Raw genomic sequence first — 16,003 nt, forward strand, 5'->3', positions numbered from 1 at the left:
GGGGATGGTTAACCGACAGTAAGCGGATGGAATAATAATCTTCGGGTCATTCATGTTTTTTTATTTTAAAGAACAAGCAGTGATAGGTTGCTTTCACACCTGAATCATTTCGGTATTCTGTGTCGTATATGTTGATTAACTCGCGAAAAAAGGAAGGGCGCTGGCAGTAGTTTTCTTTGTTGCTGTTAGCAGCGCCAATCTTTTTGATTGAGGTGAAAAATTCACGAACTGTCTGAAAGTACTCCAGTTCAAGCTTTTCTATTTTTGTAATCTCGAATGGAGCTGCTGCTGAATAGGGGATTGCTGCTTCGCAAACTTGGGATAATTCTTCCAGAGTGTAAAACGTTTGGCCTGGTGAACTATCCATTGAAAGTTGAAGCTTTTCTTTCGCTTGTTCATATGAACTATGAAGCTCTTGAAAGGTATCTATTCCGAACGTTGAAAATATCAGGCTTCCTTCCGCCGTTAATCGTGTAAAAAGTTTTTCAAGGGTTGCAGGAAGATCATTCAGCCATTGAAACGTTGCATTGGAAATAATCAAGTCGTAATTTTCATTTAGCGCCATTTCTTCGATGTCCGTACATAAAAATGTAACACGGTCTTCCTTTGTCAATCCTTTTGCCACTTCAACCATACCGGGTGCCAAATCAACAGCCGTAATGGCGGCATTAGGGAATGTTTTGACGAGTAACCTGGTTAAGTAACCGGTGCCGCAGCCGATTTCAAGAATATTGATTTTATGATTGGTGTTTTTTTGAGGAAGCAAATCCACTAATTGCTTTGCCATGTTTTTTTGAACATTGGCATACGCATCATATGTTTGCGCGTGTTCACTGAATCGCTTGCTTAACAATCGTTTATCTATCATGAACGTACTCCTTTTGAATAAATGTTTTTATATGCTCCATACATTCCTCTGGTTTTGTGAAAAATGGAATATGACCAGTACCTTCGATAATACGAACCTCGGCTTTCTCACCCAAATTCTCTTTAATGAAAGATGAAGCTTCAAGTGGACAAATTTTGTCTTCCCTCCCATGAAGCATTAAAAAGGGGACTTCAATCCGGTCGAGTCTTGCTCGAGCATCTTTCTGAAGTAAATAATCCAATCCAATCAGAAGCGAAAACACATCATCTCCATGAAACTCGCTTTGACTGATCTTGGTGAATTGATGATAAAAACCTGCTTCTTTTTCAGCATCGGAAAACATCGCTTCATAGAAGGAAGTCAAAGTCTTCTCTTTATTGCGCGGCAGTTGTTTCTTCATGCGCTCGACCATTCGCGGATCCCAGCCAACTGAATAATTTTCCCCTGTAGTGAACCGACTTGTTGCGCCAAAAAGGATAAAACCTTTTATTCTTTCTCGAAAAGAACTTGAAAGTTCAAGTGATACTAGTGATCCTAATGACCAGCCCAATAAATAAACAGGACCATCGATGGAAGCGATTGTGTTTATGACCCGTTCTTCAAAGTCATTTAGTGCCTTCAAATCTCTCCAATCTATAAATGAAAGGTGAAATAGTTCTGATAGCGGTTTGATTAACGGTTGAAACGCCTCTTTTTCCATTCCCCAGCCAGGAAGCACGACTAAATTCGGCTGCTTCATTCAACAACACCCATTTCTTTTCCAATGATCGAAACTTTTTGAACTGCCCAATCAAGATCTTTTTTATCGTGGAGAGCCGTTACGGTAAACCGGATTCTCGCTTCATTTTCAGGAACGGTCGGCGGCCTGACAGCAATAGCGGCAATTCCTTCTTTTTGCAAACGTGCAGCAAATTCCATCGCTTTTTCGTTTTCCCCGATGACGATAGGAACAATTTGTGATCGGCTTCCGCAAATGTTAAACCCGTAATTTGTGAGTTCTTCTCTAAAGTATTCTGAATGTGTTTGGAGCAGTGAGCGGCGTTCTGGTTCTTGCTGTACAAGTTCAATCGCTGTTTTTATAGCACCGAGTATGGCAGGGGGAAGTGCAGTTGAATAGATGAATCCGCGCATGCGATTTTTTAAATAGTCGATGAGCCATTCTTTCCCGACAACATAGGCCCCGAATGAACCAAGCGCTTTACTGAATGTTCCCATTTGGATATCTATTTTATTTTGAAGATGGAGATGACCGGCATAGCCTTCACCGTTTTTACCGTAAATGCCGCTTCCATGTGCTTCATCTGTCATTAACATTGCGTTATAACGTTCCTTTAACCGAACTAGGTCTTCTAGATAAGCGAAGTCACCATCCATGCTGAAGACCGTATCCGTCACGATTAATTTACGTGCTTCAATCGGTGATTTTTTCAAAAATGCTTCTAAATGATCTAAATCATTATGACGATAGCGTACATGCTTTGCTCTGCTTAAAAGAGCTCCATCGACAATGCTTGCATGATTCAATTTATCGCTATAAATAATATCGTTACGGGACAGCAGGGTGGAGATTATTCCAAGGTTCGCGTTATAACCACTGTTGATGATGAGTCCTGCTTCGGCCTTCTTCCAATTGACAAGAGCTTGTTCCGCCTGCTCGTAAAGAGGATGATTGCCAACAATTAAACGTGAAGCCGTTGCTCCTGCACCATATGTATGTACGGCATCAACCATAGCCGTTTTCAGCCGCTCATCTCCTGCATATCCTAAATAGTTATTAGAAGCTAGATTAAGCATCCTGCACCCGTTGATCGTAAGCCAAGGCTGCTCGGCACATACGGTTGATACGAGTTCGCGCTTTTGCGAAATCTCTTCTAAATGAGCCAGTTCTTTTTTTATTTTTTCTTCCCAACAAAGTAAACGTTTTTCACTGTGCATGGCCATTCTCCTTTTTATATGTCAACTAAAAATAATATAGGTTAACACATAAAACATTCTAATCATGACTCAATGAAACTGTCAAGCTTTGAAAACGAGCATGAGAATAAAGTAATGCTCCATTAATCTTGGAGAATTCAAGGGTCGGAAAAGGCTGGTGGATTATTTAGATACCAGCCAGGAACATGAATCTAACCAGAAAAATCAGTTTAAGGAGAACCGGGCAGCGGTGGTTTTGTTAAGCTAATGTATAAAAATATGTATTAAGCTCATTCATTGAAGATAATCTAACTTCCAAGGTAGTCTTTTTGTTAAACCTTCAAATCTTTGAAGGATTAAATGGGATTCCATGTTACTATAGAGCAGTGAAATTTAACAGAATTCACATTAACCATTACATAAAGGAAGGGTATAAATATGAAAAAGATTTCTTTGGATGTTTTCTTTATATTAATAGGAGCTTTTATTTTCGCTTTGGCAATAAATCTTTTCGTCATTCCCAATGAGCTTGGTGAGGGAGGAGTCACAGGGATAACCATCATTCTGTTTTATCTTTTTGAATGGTCACCAGGGCTGTTAAGTTTGATCATTAACGCTGTCCTGCTCATTGTCGGTTATAAATTTTTGTCGAAAATGACAACTGTATATACAATCGTAGCCGTTGCCTTTAATTCACTTTTCCTCCATTTAACTGAAAGCTGGACGATATCTTCAGATGAATTGGTCATCAATGCCATATTTGGCGGGGTTTTTGCCGGTGCAGGTATTGGCATGATCATTCGTGTTGGAGGAACTACTGCCGGTACGACGATCCTTGCCCGAATTACGAATAAGTATTTGGGATGGAGTTTAAGCTACGGACTTCTGTTTTTTGATTTAATCGTTGCGTTTTCCTCTTATTTCATAATTGGCGCAGAAGGTCTGATGCTCACTATACTAATGCTTTATATTGGAACAAAAACGATGGAATTCATCATTGAGGGATTGAATCCGAAAAAAGCGATCACCATCATTTCAAAAGAAGCGGACCAGATTGCAAAACAAGTAACCGAATTGATGGACCGGGGAGTCACTGTTTTTAGTGGTCATGGATACTATACAAAAGAATCCAAGGATATTTTATATATCGTTATAAGTAAGCAAGAGGTACTGAAGTTAAAGAGAATAGTGCAGTCAACGGATAGCAATGCTTTTATAGCCATACATGACGTTCGGGACGTATTCGGTGAAGGTTTCCTGGATATATCGAAGTCCTGATGGTAATAATGTATAAGCGAAATGAAAAGGCCTAATTAGGCTTTTTTATTTTGCATGGCAAAAAATCTATAAATTCTGAATAATTTGTTATATTATGTAAGGAAGAAACCACACACCCTGAGGAGTGCAGCCATTAAATGTGGAGGTGTCCAAGATGATCCTTTTAAAAGTGGATGACAGAAAGTTTGGGAAAAGCAATATCAAGTACAGTGTCGTTGATAAGGAAACGAATGAATTGATCATTAGCGGTGTGTTTAAGGAATTTGGACAAGCAAGCGATAAATATTATGAATTGAAGGATGAATACGGTCCTTCCAATGTGAAGATGATATTGAAGTGAAAAGAAGGGGACCGACGGGTTTCCCTTTTTTCGTATAATGCCGGGAATGAAAATGCCCGTACAATAAATAATCGGATAAAGGAATAATCAAAGGTTTCTGAATCATATAATTTAAGAGAGTTCTTAACATCCTTTTTTTACAATATACTACAATTTTATTGTAAAGTATGGGATTTGGTGGTAATATAAAGCGCATAAATGTAAACGTTTGCAATGTTTTTGTGAGGAGGTGATGTAAAAGAAGTACGATAGACTATGAATTTTATAGAATGAATGGCTTTTATTTTACTAATTTTATGCAAACGTTTTCTTAAAATTGCATGAATATTATGAGAAAAGGGGAGAGTGGGTAGGCATGAAGCGTAAAAAATGGTACGGGGGAATTCTTACTGTTTTATTGATTTTTAGTGTGATTTTGGCTGGATGCTCTTCTTCAACTGGCGGAAACAGTGACTCAAAGGACGTCGTGACGCTGGATATATTTCAATTCAAGGTAGAATTCAAGTCGCAATTCGAGACATTGGCAAAACAATATGAAAAAGAAAATCCAAATGTGAAGATCAAGGTATCGACAGTCGGCGGCGGAAATGATTATAAATCAGCCATTACGGCAAAGTTCGCTTCAGGTGAGGAGCCAGCGGTGTTTAACATTGGCGGACCGGTAGATGTCGCACAATATAAAGATAGATTAACAGATTTAAAGGACACGAAGGCTGCTGCTGCAGCGCTTGACGGTACTTTGGATGGCGTGGAAGAGGACGGGCAAGTCCTTGGACTTCCATTTAACCAGGAAGGATACGGCTTGATTTATAACAAACGGATATTTAAAGAAGCCGGAATCAATCCTGATGAAATTACAAGTTATGAAGCCTTAGAGGCGGCAGTTAAGAAAATCGATTCACAAAAAGACAAATTGAAAATCGATGCAGTTTTCGCTTATCCGGTCAAAGAGAAGTGGGTGACAGGAAACCATTTATCCAATGTATTCTTATCACCGGAGTTTGATGGGAATGTGTTAGAAGCAAGTAAGGCATCGACGGTTAAATTCACGGATGGTGACAAGTTTAAACAATTGGTCGATATCCAAAATGAGTATTCCGTCCAGCCGACAGCAAGTCTTGATTACTCCCAACAAGTGGAGGAGCTGTTCTCGCTTGAAAAGGTTGCGATCATTCAGCAAGGTAACTGGGTGTATAACACAGTCTATGATATGGATCCTGAGTTAGCTGAAAAGGGAATTGGCATCATCCCGATTCCAAATGGAGACAATGCAGGCATGCCGGTCGGTGTACCGAACTATTGGGCAGTGAACAAGAAATCGGATGAAAAGGTACAGGAAGCAGCGAAGAAGTTCCTGGACTGGATGTATACATCCGAAGCAGGGAAAAAAGCCGTTTTGGAAGATTTTAAATTCATTCCTGCTTATGAAGGATATGATGTAGAAAAAATTGCCGATCCAATTTCAAAAGAAATTTATAAATACTCTCAAGAAGGAAATACGATTGGATGGGTGTTTAATGGATATCCGGTCGGTTGGAATGATGATCTTGGTGCAAGTGTCCAAAAATACGTAACTGGTAAATTGACTTGGGAGGAACTTGTCCAACAGAACATTGAAAATTGGGAGAAGATTCATAGCAAATAAGAGTTGGGAAATGCAAGTGACCAATCGGCAAGAAAAAAGTGTCGATTGGTTGTTCCTTCTTATAGAAAAGCCGCTAAGGGATTCATCAAATTACCCAGTCATGATCTAACCCATTAACTATTAAATCATTTCAAGGAGGTCGGTTTCGTTGAGAAATCGGGATGCCGCATATTGGCTGTTTTTAACACCTGTTCTTGCTGCACTCATTTTGGTTGTGATCGTGCCACTCATCTACGGATTTTATTATTCCTTTACGAATTGGAACGGTTTAGGGACACCGGATTTCATCGGTTTTAAGAATTATATAGACTTGTTTACGGATAAAGGGTTCCTTGATACATTTTGGTTCACGATTAAATTTTCCGTAGCGGCAATTGTGGTAATCAATATCATCGGATTAAGTTTGGCTCTCATCGTGACTTCGAAAATTAAATCAAGCAACATATTGCGGACAGTTTTCTTTATGCCCAATTTAATTGGCGGCTTGATACTCGGCTTTATTTGGCAGTTCATTTTTATTAAGGTCTTCGGTGCGATTGGTGATTTGACGGGGATCGAAGCATTTAATGGTTGGTTATCGACGACTGATACAGGTTTTTGGGGATTGATCATTCTAACGTCCTGGCAAATGGCCGGATATATCATGATCATTTATATCGCCTATCTGCAGGCAGTTCCTGAAGACTTGATCGAAGCGGCAAAAATTGACGGAGCGAACAGTTTCCAGCGCTTTCGCCATATAACTTTTCCGCTAGTGGCACCTGCTTTTACCGTCAGTTTGTTTTTGACGCTTTCCCACTCGTTCAAGATCTATGATCAAAACCTTTCCTTGACGAATGGAGCTCCCTATAATTCAACTGAAATGGTTGCGATGAACATTGTAAAATCCGCCTTCACCGAAAACGATATGGCATATGCACAGGCAAAAGCCGTTATCTTTTTCGTAATCGTGGCGGTCGTTTCGCTGACACAAGTCTATTTCAATAAAAAACGGGAGGTTGAGCTGTAATGAGGGGAAAATGGAAATTGTGGCTGATTGGATTCATCGGATTCATTTTGGCCATATTATGGCTCACTCCGTTTTATTTAATGCTTGTCAATGCTTTTAAAATGAAACGGGATATATTTGCCGATACATTGGGACTGCCTGAAACCTGGACATTGGAAAACTTCACTCAAGCTTTCGAGCAATTGGATTTCCTCCGGACTTTATTCAATTCTTTATTGATATCGGGCGTCAGCGTAGTCATCATCATCATCTTTTCTGCGATGGCTGCATACGCTCTTTCCCGAAACAAAAGTAAAATAAGTTCCCTGCTTTTCTTTGTGTTTGTAGCAGCCATGCTGATCCCGTTTCAGTCTGTGATGATACCGCTCGTTGCCCAATTCGGACAGCTTGGGATGCTGAACAAGGCTGGACTGATTTTCATGTATTTAGGTTTTGGCTGCAGTCTATCCATATTCCTATATCATGGTACCTTAAAAGGGATTCCCCTCTCACTAGATGAGGCAGCAAAGATTGATGGTGCAAACCGATTTCAAGTATTTTGGTATATCATATTTCCACTATTAAAGCCGATGTCCATTACAGTTGGGATCTTGAATGTCATTTGGATATGGAACGACTATTTGCTGCCATCCCTTGTTATTGGCGGCGCGGGATCGGAGACCATTCCACTTAAATTATTCTTCTTCTTCGGACAATATACGAAGCAATGGCATCTCGCCTTGGCTGGACTTACTTTATCCATCATTCCAGTCATCATTGCGTACTTTTTTGCTCAGAGGCAAATTATTAAAGGAATTGCAGATGGAGCCGTTAAATAACTATTTAAATATAGGGAATATTAAACCATGTGCGGTGAACGGGGAGTGTTGATGAATTTGTCTGTTACTATAAAAGACGTTGCCAAAAAAGCAAATGTCGCTCCATCAACGGTATCGCGTGTAATCCATAACAGCCCGACAATCAGTGAAAAGACCAAGCGCAAGGTACGCAAGGTATTAAAGGAAATGGGCTATCATATGAATGAAAATGCCCGGAACTTAGTCACGAAGTCAACTAAGGCCATTGGGATCGTCATGAAAAGTTCGGCAAGGGAATCACTTTATAATCCCTTTTTTCCCGAAGTGATCCGGGGCATCGGAGATTTCTGTAATAAAGAAGGGTACAGTCTTTCTCTGACTACCGGCGAGACGGAGGATTCCATCTTTGAGGATGTCGTGAAAATGGTCCAGGGCAGAAGAGTGGATGGCATGATTGTTTTGTACTCTAAAAAGGACGATAAAGTGGTGCCGTATTTATTGAAGCAGGGCTTCCCGTTCGTTTTGATCGGGAAGCCAAGTACGAACATGAGCGGTATCACATTCATTGATAACGATAATGTTCAAGCGGCCAGGGAAGTATCGGAGTTTGTAATCAATCTTGGACATGAGCGAATCGCCTTTTTAGGAGGCAGCCCCGAGTTTGAAGTGATCCAGGACCGATTGACAGGCTTCCAACAAGCGATGGAACAGGCCGGGGTGGATGTGCGACAGGAATATATCAAATTGATTCCTTTAAATCGAACGGATGGAATAAAGGCGATTGACGAATTGCTGGAATTGAAGGAGGCACCAACCGCTTTTTTGGTTATGGATCTTTTATTGGGTGTGCTCTTACTTGGAGTGTTAGCCGAAAAGAACTTGAAAGTGCCGCAGCAAATAAGCGTCGTCTGTTTTAACCACTCAGAATTCATAGAATTTTTAAGTACCCCGCTGACAACGGTTGATATCCATACGTATCAGTTAGGGTATGAAGCCGCAAAATGCGTGTTCGATCTTATTGCGAATCCGGAAATGATGGAAAAGAGCATCAGCATTCCTACCAAAATCATAAAGCGGGAGTCGCATTTTGTTGCTGAAAAGGAAATTAAATGAAAATTGTAGAAAAGTTTTACCAATTAAAGCTTGATTTTTGCTAACATAAATTTACAATATAGATTATCACTATTATTTTTGAAAATTCATACTTTCTAAGGTCGATAAGTATGTTCTTATATTTTGATCATCCCTAACGCAAACGTTTGCGTTTTGAATAAAGAGGTAATAGTTAAACATTAAAACAAGTTGCCGTGAAATGATTCTTGAATGGAGGAGGTTGTTCATGAGAGTCCTTGTATGGAATGAGTTTCGCCACGAGAAAACAAAGCCTGAAGTAGCAAAAGTATATCCGGATGGCATCCATGGTGCAATTGCCGGCTTTTTACAAAGTGAACAGGTCGAAGTGAGGACCGCTACTCTCGATGAAGAAGAGCACGGATTAACCGAGGAAGTACTGGAACGAACCGATGTACTGCTTTGGTGGGGGCATGTTGCACATGATGAAGTTCAGGATGAAATCATTGCAAGGGTTCACAAGCGAATACTTGAGGGAATGGGTCTCATCGTCCTCCATTCTGGTCATTTTTCAAAGATCTTCAAACGATTGATGGGAACGACTTGTGATTTGAAATGGCGGGTGGCGGATGAAAGGGAACGGCTTTGGGTAGTCGATCCGAGTCACCCTATCGTTGATGGAATCGGAGAATATATCGAGCTTGAAAAGGAAGAGATGTACGGGGAACATTTTGATATTCCTGCACCAGATCAATTAATATTCGTCAGTTGGTTTGAAGGCGGGGAGATATTCAGAAGCGGTTGCACGTATCAGCGGGGTAAAGGGAGGATTTTCTATTTCCGTCCAGGACATGAAACATATCCTACCTACCATAATCCGGAGATTCAACGTGTGATTAAAAATGCCGTTGATTGGGTCAAGCCGGAATTCGGAATCGCAACGAACTATGGTAAAGCCGAACCGTTGGAATCCATCTCATCCAAAGAGATGAAGTGAAGGAGAGAACAAAATGGGCATAGTGAAGGTAGGAGTCATTGGATGCGGGAGTATCGCAAAAAACAGGCATTTTCCGGAGTATGAATCACATCAGGAAACGGAGATCATTGCCGTTTGTGATATTGTGCCGGACCGGGCGAATGCAGCAGCACAAAGGTATGGAGCGCAAGCATATACTGATTATATAGAACTTTTGAAGAATGAGGAGATTGAAGCGATCAGTGTATGTACACCGAATTACCTGCATGCGCGCATCACGGTTGCGGCCTTGGAAGCGGGTAAGCATGTCCTATGTGAGAAACCAATGGCTACTTCTTTAGCAGACGCTGAAAAAATGAATGAAGCAGCAGCGAAAAGCGGCAAAATACTAATGATTGGCCATAATCAGCGATTTGTTCCTTCTCATCAAAAAGCGAAACAGCTTATTGAGAGCGGGGAGCTAGGGAAGATCTATAGCTTCCGGACGGCTTTTGGACATTCCGGGCCGGAAACCTGGAGCGTGGACGGACTGGAAAGCTGGTTTTTTAAAAAGGATCAGGCGGTCATTGGTGCAATGGGCGATTTAGGCGTTCATAAAGCTGATTTATTACGGTATATCCTTGGAGAAGAATTTGTTGAAGTGGGAGCCTTTGTGGAAACGACTGCCAAGAAAAACACGGACGTTGATGACAGTGCGGCCTGTATCCTCCGGACGGAGAACGGTATCATCGGAACTCTTACCGCCAGCTGGTCTTATGCAAAAGAAGACAATGCTACGGTCATTTATGCGGAAAAAGCGGTATTGCGCCTTGAAGACGATCCGAAATACTCACTGATCATCCATCATGATAATGGAAAGACAGAAACCATCCAATTAGGAAGCATCCAGACTAATGACTCAGAAGGACAGCATGATTCCGAAGTGATCAGCCACTTTGTAAAATGTGTGGTGGACAATGAGGAGCCTCTTGTCTCAGGAGTTGAAGGATTAAAGTCATTAAAAGTCATTCTTGGCGCGATGGAATCAAATGCATCCCGAAAAATCATCCGCTTATAAAGGGGTTAAAAGTCATCATGTACAAATTAAAAATGGGTATTATCGGTGCTGGTGGAATTGCCCAAAAAAGGCATATCCCAGCTTTTCAAAAATTTCAAGATAAAGTGGTTTTATACGCCATTCAGGATATAGATGAAATGAAGGCGCGGGAAGTGGCGCGGGAATTTCATATCGAAAAGGTTTTCACGAATTATGAAGAAATGTTTGCTGAAGTGGATGCTGTTACAATCGCAACGCCAAACAAGTTTCACGCTGAGATTTCCATTGCTGCCCTGCAAGCGGGTGTACATGTGTTATGCGAAAAGCCGATGGCCATTACAACCGAGGAATGTTTAGCGATAACCGAGGCTGCAAACATATCCGGTAAAGTGTTATCGACTGCCTATCATTACCGCTTCATGAAGGAAGCCCAGGCTGCAAAGAAAATGATTCAGGCCGGTGAAATCGGTGAACCGTATGTAGCGCGTGTACAGGCAATCAGGCGGCGCAAAGTCCCTGGATGGGGAGTTTTTACAAGCAAGGAATTGCAAGGCGGGGGAAGCGTGATCGATTACGGCTGCCATTTGCTCGATTTGGCATTATGGCTGATGGATGACCCAGAACCGATTGAAATCGTAGGTTCGACATATAATTATGTCAGTAAGGGTGTCGATCAGGTCAATTTATGGGGCAATTTCGATGCCTCGGTATTTGAAGTGGATGACCATGCCACGGCATATATCAAATTTGCCAACGGAGCATCTCTATTATTCGAAACATCTTGGGCCGCGAATATCCGTGAAGAAGCAACTGTTTTGAGTTTATCCGGAACGCAGGGCGGACTTGATGTATTTCCGCTGGTCTTGAATCAGGCTAAGCACGGCATGCTTTTAAACAGTGAGGCTGTATGGATGCCAGGAGAGGATACACCAGACCTGCAACAGGCAGAGAACTTTATCAACAGCTGCCTGGGGTTAGCGGAACCATTGGTAAAACCATCGGAAGCCATGAAAGTTTCGAAAATAATCGAAGCGATTTATCAAAGCTCGGCAAGTGGGAAGGTCATGAGCATAAATTAATGAAAAGGTGAGGTGGGGCATGTGAAATTAGGGATCTTTACAGTGCTATTTGCTCAAAAATCATTCGAGGATATGCTTGATTATGTCGCGGATTCCGGATTAAAAACAGTTGAAATCGGTACAGGCGGGTATCCAGGGAATATCCATTGTCCACTCGATGAACTGCTGGAAAGTGAAGAAAAGCGCCAAAAGTACCTCGAAGCCGTTCAAACAAGAGGGTTAACGATCAGTGCATTCAGCTGCCATGGCAATCCAATCTCTCCTGATGAAACCTTCGCTAAAGAAAGTGATGAAACACTGATCAAAACAATCAAACTTGCATCCTTACTGAACGTCCCGGTCGTCAATACCTTTTCTGGTACAGCGGGTGATCACGAAGGAGCTAAATATCCAAACTGGCCCGTAGCCCCATGGCCGAATGAGTATACAGATGTGCTGAAATGGCAATGGGAAGAAAAATTGATCCCCTATTGGACGAAGGTGGCTGCCATTGCCGATGAACACAATATAAAAATCGGCCTTGAACTGCATGGGGGCTTTCTCGTCCACACCCCCTACACCTTGTTAAAACTGCGGGAAGCTACATCTGATGCAATAGGCGCCAACCTTGATCCAAGCCATCTTTGGTGGCAGGGCATCGAACCAGTCGGAGCCATCAAAATCCTAGGGAAAGCGGGAGCAATCTACCACTTCCACGCAAAAGACACATACCTTGATCAGGATAACATCAATATGTATGGATTGACCGACATGCAGCCTTATGGCAATATCCAGAGCCGTGCCTGGAACTTCCGCTCTGTAGGATGCGGCCACAGCCTGCAAGAGTGGTCCGACATCATGAGCGCCCTTCGCACATACGGTTACGATTACGTCGTCAGCATCGAACACGAAGATCCGCTGATGTCAGTTGAAGAAGGATTCCAACGGGCCGTAACCAATCTGAAAACTGTACTCATCAACGAAAGTCCAACTGATTTATGGTGGGTATAATTTAGAGCCGAAAAGAGCAGCCTAATGCAGGTTGCTTTTTATTTTCGCCCTTACTCGTGCAAAAGTAGATAAGTGGAATTCACGAGTAAAAGCGTGAAACTCACGAGTAAAAGTGAAATTCACGAGTAAAACAGCATAATTCACGAGTAAAAGTGCGAAACTCACGAGTAAAAGCATAAAATTCACGAGTAAAAGCGTGATACTCACGGATAAAAGTGATATTCACGAGTCATAATTTACGTCGGCTGTATCCAATGGAGAGAGCTAGTTTTTTAAAAAAATCAATTTGAGAGTCACCCTACTGCGTGTTACAGCATACCTTGTAGTAAGTAACACAAGATACCGATAACACTGAGTAGTGAAGTTGCAGAAATTTTTTAAGAAAGAAAGTTGACACTTCTGCTACTCGGTGTTACAGTTTAGTTGTAATAAGTAATACTAAATAGCGTGCTTCCCAAAAGCTATTCAGTATAAAAATTTCCCTCGGAACTACGTTTTAATATAAGTCACAAAATAGAGGAGGCTGAGCATGGAAAATTTAACTGAAATGCTGAAGGGTTCGCTGGAAGGCTGCGTGCTGGAAATCATCAGCCGCCATGAAACCTATGGCTACGAGATTACCCGCCGCCTGAACGAGCTTGGGTTTACTGAAGTCGTGGAAGGGACGGTCTATACCATCCTCGTGCGATTAGAAAAGAAAAAACTGGTGAACATAGAGAAGAAACCGTCAGATATGGGGCCGCCCCGCAAGTTTTACTCACTTAATGAGGCTGGACGCCAGGAACTTGAATTGTTTTGGAAAAAATGGGATTTTGTTTCATCAAAAATCAATGTCTTAAAGTCAATCTAGCTTCATAAGATATTCCGTACGCTATTTTTTGGAGTGTCTTGTTTATAAAAAAGGAGGATGAATAACATGATGGAATTATTCAAAAAAATGATTGGTGATAAAAAAGAGTATAAAATGATGATGGCACGGGTTGAAGCTCTGCCAGAGGACTACCAATTTGTATTTAAGAAAATTCAAAACTATATGTGGAATTTCTCAGCGGGCAACGGGATGGATATGCTGCACATGCAGTATGAATTAATCGAGTTGTTCGAAGCCGGTGCTGCGGAAGGCAGGCAAGTGCTGGAAATCACTGGGGACGATGTGGCGTCCTTTGCCGACGAACTAGTGGCAAATGCTAGAACTTATTTCGCCAAGTATCGTGAGGATTTGAATGACAGTATCATGAATCGATTGGGAAAAAATAAATTCAATAAATAATTCCGACTGAATAGCTGGTTACAAATGTGAAATGCCACCTTCGCTATTCAGTTATATTTTTAACCCGGTAGTAAGTTATACAGATTATCAGTCAGACTAAATAGGGGAGAATGGGCAGCCTAGTCCGCTGGGCGCTCGGAAGGATAAATTCGAATCTTACAAGCGGCATTACTGCCTATTAAAAGGAGGAAAAAAGTATGAGCCATGCAGTGATTACTGTAAAAGGGTTAAAAAAATCCTTTAAAGACAATGAAGTTTTAAAGGGGATGGATTTTGAGGTGCGGCGTGGCGAAATTTTTGCCCTGCTGGGCTCAAATGGAGCGGGCAAGACGACGACGATCAACATCCTATCGACACTGATGAAGTCCGATGGCGGCGAAGTAGGTATTTGCGGCTTTGACGTTCAGCGTGAACCGGATCATGTTCGCCAGAGCATCAGCCTGACAGGACAGTTTGCAGCTTTAGACGGCATGCTCACCGGGCGGGAAAACCTGCTGATGGTCGCCAAGTTGCGGGGAGTTTCCAATCCCGCTCAAGTCGCCGACAATCTGCTTGCGAGATTCAGCCTGACCGATGCGGCCAACCGCCGGGCGGATAAATATTCCGGCGGGATGAAGCGCCGGCTTGACATCGCCATGAGCCTGATCGGGACGCCAGCAGTCATTTTTCTCGACGAACCGACGACAGGGCTTGACCCCGAAGCCCGGATTGAAGTCTGGGATACGGTCAAGGAGCTAGCTGGCGGCGGCACGACAATTCTGCTGACAACCCAGTACCTGGAGGAAGCCGAACAACTGGCGGACCGTATCGCCATCCTGCATGGCGGAAAAATCATCTCGATCGGGACCCTTACCGAACTCAAGGAGATGTTCCCGCCAGCGAAAGTAGAGTACATCGAGAAGCAGCCGACATTGGAGGAAATTTTCCTCGCAATCATCGGCAAAAAGGAGGAGATGTAAATGAATAGCAAAACAGGGGTATTACTAGGGCGTTTAATGCGCAACATCATGCGCAGCCCGGATACGATTATCACGGTGGCGATCACGCCAATTATGATGATGTTGCTGTTTGTCTACGTCTTTGGCGGCGCCATAGAGGCAGGCACGGACAACTACGTCAATTATTTATTGCCGGGAATCTTGCTGATGGCTATCGCATCCGGAGTCGCTTACACTTCAGTAAGGCTGTTTACGGATGTAAAGAGCGGGTTGATGGCGCGTTTCATTACCATGCCCATCAAGCGCTCGTCGGTATTGTGGGCTCACGTGTTGACCTCGCTAATATCCAATTTGCTTACTGTCGTCGTGGTTATCCTCGTCGCACTCTTGATGGGCTTCCGTTCCAGCGCTGATATCCTGGCTTGGCTAGCGGTCGCTGGGATAATCGTGCTGTTTACGCTGGCGCTGACATGGCTGGCGGTCATTCCTGGATTGACAGCGGGGTCTTTGGAAGGGGCGACAGCCTACTCGTACCCGCTGATTTTCCTGCCGTTTATCAGTTCGGCCTTTGTCCCCACCGAAACCATGCCTAAAATTGTCCGTGCGTTCGCCGAGAACCAGCCAGTGACTTCAATCGTGAATGCGATTCGTGCCCTTTTGTATGAAGGGTCTGTTGGGAACGATATCTGGATTTCGCTTGCCTGGTGTATCGGCATCATGGTCATCGCTTACTTCTTCGCCAGTAAAGTATTTAAACGCCAGTTCGGGTAAGTACACCATTATCGGATTGGT

Annotated in this window: 17 protein-coding genes; 14 read left to right on the forward strand and 3 right to left on the reverse strand. The window is 42.6% G+C overall.

What is annotated here, in order from left to right:
• Window positions 1–46 precede the first annotated feature (46 nt).
• The 3 genes from bioC to bioF are packed head-to-tail and all read right to left on the reverse strand — an operon-like array spanning window position 47 to window position 2,803.
• Entirely contained in the window at window positions 47–868 is an 822-nt protein-coding gene (gene bioC, locus NYE65_RS15215; protein WP_340861177.1) for a malonyl-ACP O-methyltransferase BioC, read from the reverse strand.
• A complete protein-coding gene (locus tag NYE65_RS15220) occupies window positions 858–1,607 on the reverse strand; it encodes an alpha/beta fold hydrolase (protein WP_340861178.1) in 750 nt (249 codons plus the stop codon). Before NYE65_RS15220 ends, bioC begins: the two co-directional genes overlap by 11 nt.
• A complete protein-coding gene (gene bioF / locus NYE65_RS15225) occupies window positions 1,604–2,803 on the reverse strand; it encodes an 8-amino-7-oxononanoate synthase (RefSeq protein ID WP_057278540.1) in 1,200 nt (399 codons plus the stop codon). Before bioF ends, NYE65_RS15220 begins: the two co-directional genes overlap by 4 nt.
• Before the next feature lie 417 nt (window positions 2,804–3,220).
• Here bioF and NYE65_RS15230 point away from each other — a divergent pair, with 417 nt between their 5' ends.
• The 14 genes from NYE65_RS15230 (at window position 3,221) to NYE65_RS15295 (ending at window position 15,982) form a co-directional block, all read left to right on the forward strand.
• Complete coding sequence (locus tag NYE65_RS15230) at window positions 3,221–4,060, forward strand: YitT family protein (RefSeq protein WP_034305961.1); 840 nt, start codon at window positions 3,221–3,223, stop codon at window positions 4,058–4,060.
• Between the two features lie 154 nt (window positions 4,061–4,214).
• Window positions 4,215–4,400 carry a hypothetical protein gene (locus tag NYE65_RS15235; protein ID WP_034305959.1) on the forward strand — a complete coding sequence of 62 codons (186 nt, stop codon included), beginning with the start codon at window positions 4,215–4,217 and terminating at the stop codon, window positions 4,398–4,400.
• 355 nt (window positions 4,401–4,755) lie between these two features.
• Window positions 4,756–6,045 (forward strand): ABC transporter substrate-binding protein, encoded by a 1,290-nt coding sequence (locus NYE65_RS15240; protein ID WP_251542459.1) that lies wholly within the window; start codon window positions 4,756–4,758, stop codon window positions 6,043–6,045.
• 148 nt (window positions 6,046–6,193) lie between these two features.
• A complete protein-coding gene (locus tag NYE65_RS15245) occupies window positions 6,194–7,054 on the forward strand; it encodes a carbohydrate ABC transporter permease (protein WP_034305954.1) in 861 nt (286 codons plus the stop codon).
• Window positions 7,054–7,872 carry a carbohydrate ABC transporter permease gene (locus NYE65_RS15250; RefSeq protein ID WP_057278543.1) on the forward strand — a complete coding sequence of 273 codons (819 nt, stop codon included), beginning with the start codon at window positions 7,054–7,056 and terminating at the stop codon, window positions 7,870–7,872. The genes NYE65_RS15245 and NYE65_RS15250 overlap by 1 nt, the downstream gene beginning before the upstream one ends.
• A 57-nt stretch (window positions 7,873–7,929) precedes the next feature.
• Entirely contained in the window at window positions 7,930–8,964 is a 1,035-nt protein-coding gene (locus tag NYE65_RS15255) for a LacI family DNA-binding transcriptional regulator (RefSeq protein WP_328176705.1), read from the forward strand.
• A 226-nt stretch (window positions 8,965–9,190) separates the two neighbouring features.
• A complete protein-coding gene (locus tag NYE65_RS15260; RefSeq protein WP_328134283.1) occupies window positions 9,191–9,919 on the forward strand; it encodes a ThuA domain-containing protein in 729 nt (242 codons plus the stop codon).
• Between the two features lie 13 nt (window positions 9,920–9,932).
• Entirely contained in the window at window positions 9,933–10,955 is a 1,023-nt protein-coding gene (locus tag NYE65_RS15265) for a Gfo/Idh/MocA family protein (protein ID WP_063592249.1), read from the forward strand.
• Between the two features lie 17 nt (window positions 10,956–10,972).
• Window positions 10,973–12,013 carry a Gfo/Idh/MocA family protein gene (locus tag NYE65_RS15270; RefSeq protein ID WP_034305944.1) on the forward strand — a complete coding sequence of 347 codons (1,041 nt, stop codon included), beginning with the start codon at window positions 10,973–10,975 and terminating at the stop codon, window positions 12,011–12,013.
• Between the two features lie 21 nt (window positions 12,014–12,034).
• Window positions 12,035–13,003, forward strand: a complete 969-nt coding sequence (locus tag NYE65_RS15275; RefSeq protein WP_278088478.1) for a sugar phosphate isomerase/epimerase family protein — start codon at window positions 12,035–12,037, stop codon at window positions 13,001–13,003.
• A 529-nt stretch (window positions 13,004–13,532) separates the two neighbouring features.
• The gene (locus NYE65_RS15280) at window positions 13,533–13,853 is read left to right on the forward strand and encodes a PadR family transcriptional regulator (RefSeq protein WP_016131412.1); all 321 of its coding nucleotides are present in this window, start codon (window positions 13,533–13,535) and stop codon (window positions 13,851–13,853) included.
• Between the two features lie 66 nt (window positions 13,854–13,919).
• Window positions 13,920–14,273 (forward strand): DUF1048 domain-containing protein, encoded by a 354-nt coding sequence (locus NYE65_RS15285; RefSeq protein ID WP_340861179.1) that lies wholly within the window; start codon window positions 13,920–13,922, stop codon window positions 14,271–14,273.
• A gap of 197 nt (window positions 14,274–14,470) precedes the next feature.
• The gene (locus NYE65_RS15290) at window positions 14,471–15,232 is read left to right on the forward strand and encodes an ABC transporter ATP-binding protein (RefSeq protein ID WP_340861180.1); all 762 of its coding nucleotides are present in this window, start codon (window positions 14,471–14,473) and stop codon (window positions 15,230–15,232) included.
• Window positions 15,233–15,982: an ABC transporter permease gene (locus NYE65_RS15295; protein WP_340861181.1), complete on the forward strand. Its 750-nt coding sequence runs from the start codon at window positions 15,233–15,235 to the stop codon at window positions 15,980–15,982.
• Window positions 15,983–16,003: the final 21 nt, after the last annotated feature.

It is taken from the genome of Peribacillus sp. FSL R5-0717, from assembly GCF_038002945.1.
GTDB lineage: Bacteria > Bacillota > Bacilli > Bacillales > DSM-1321 > Peribacillus > Peribacillus frigoritolerans.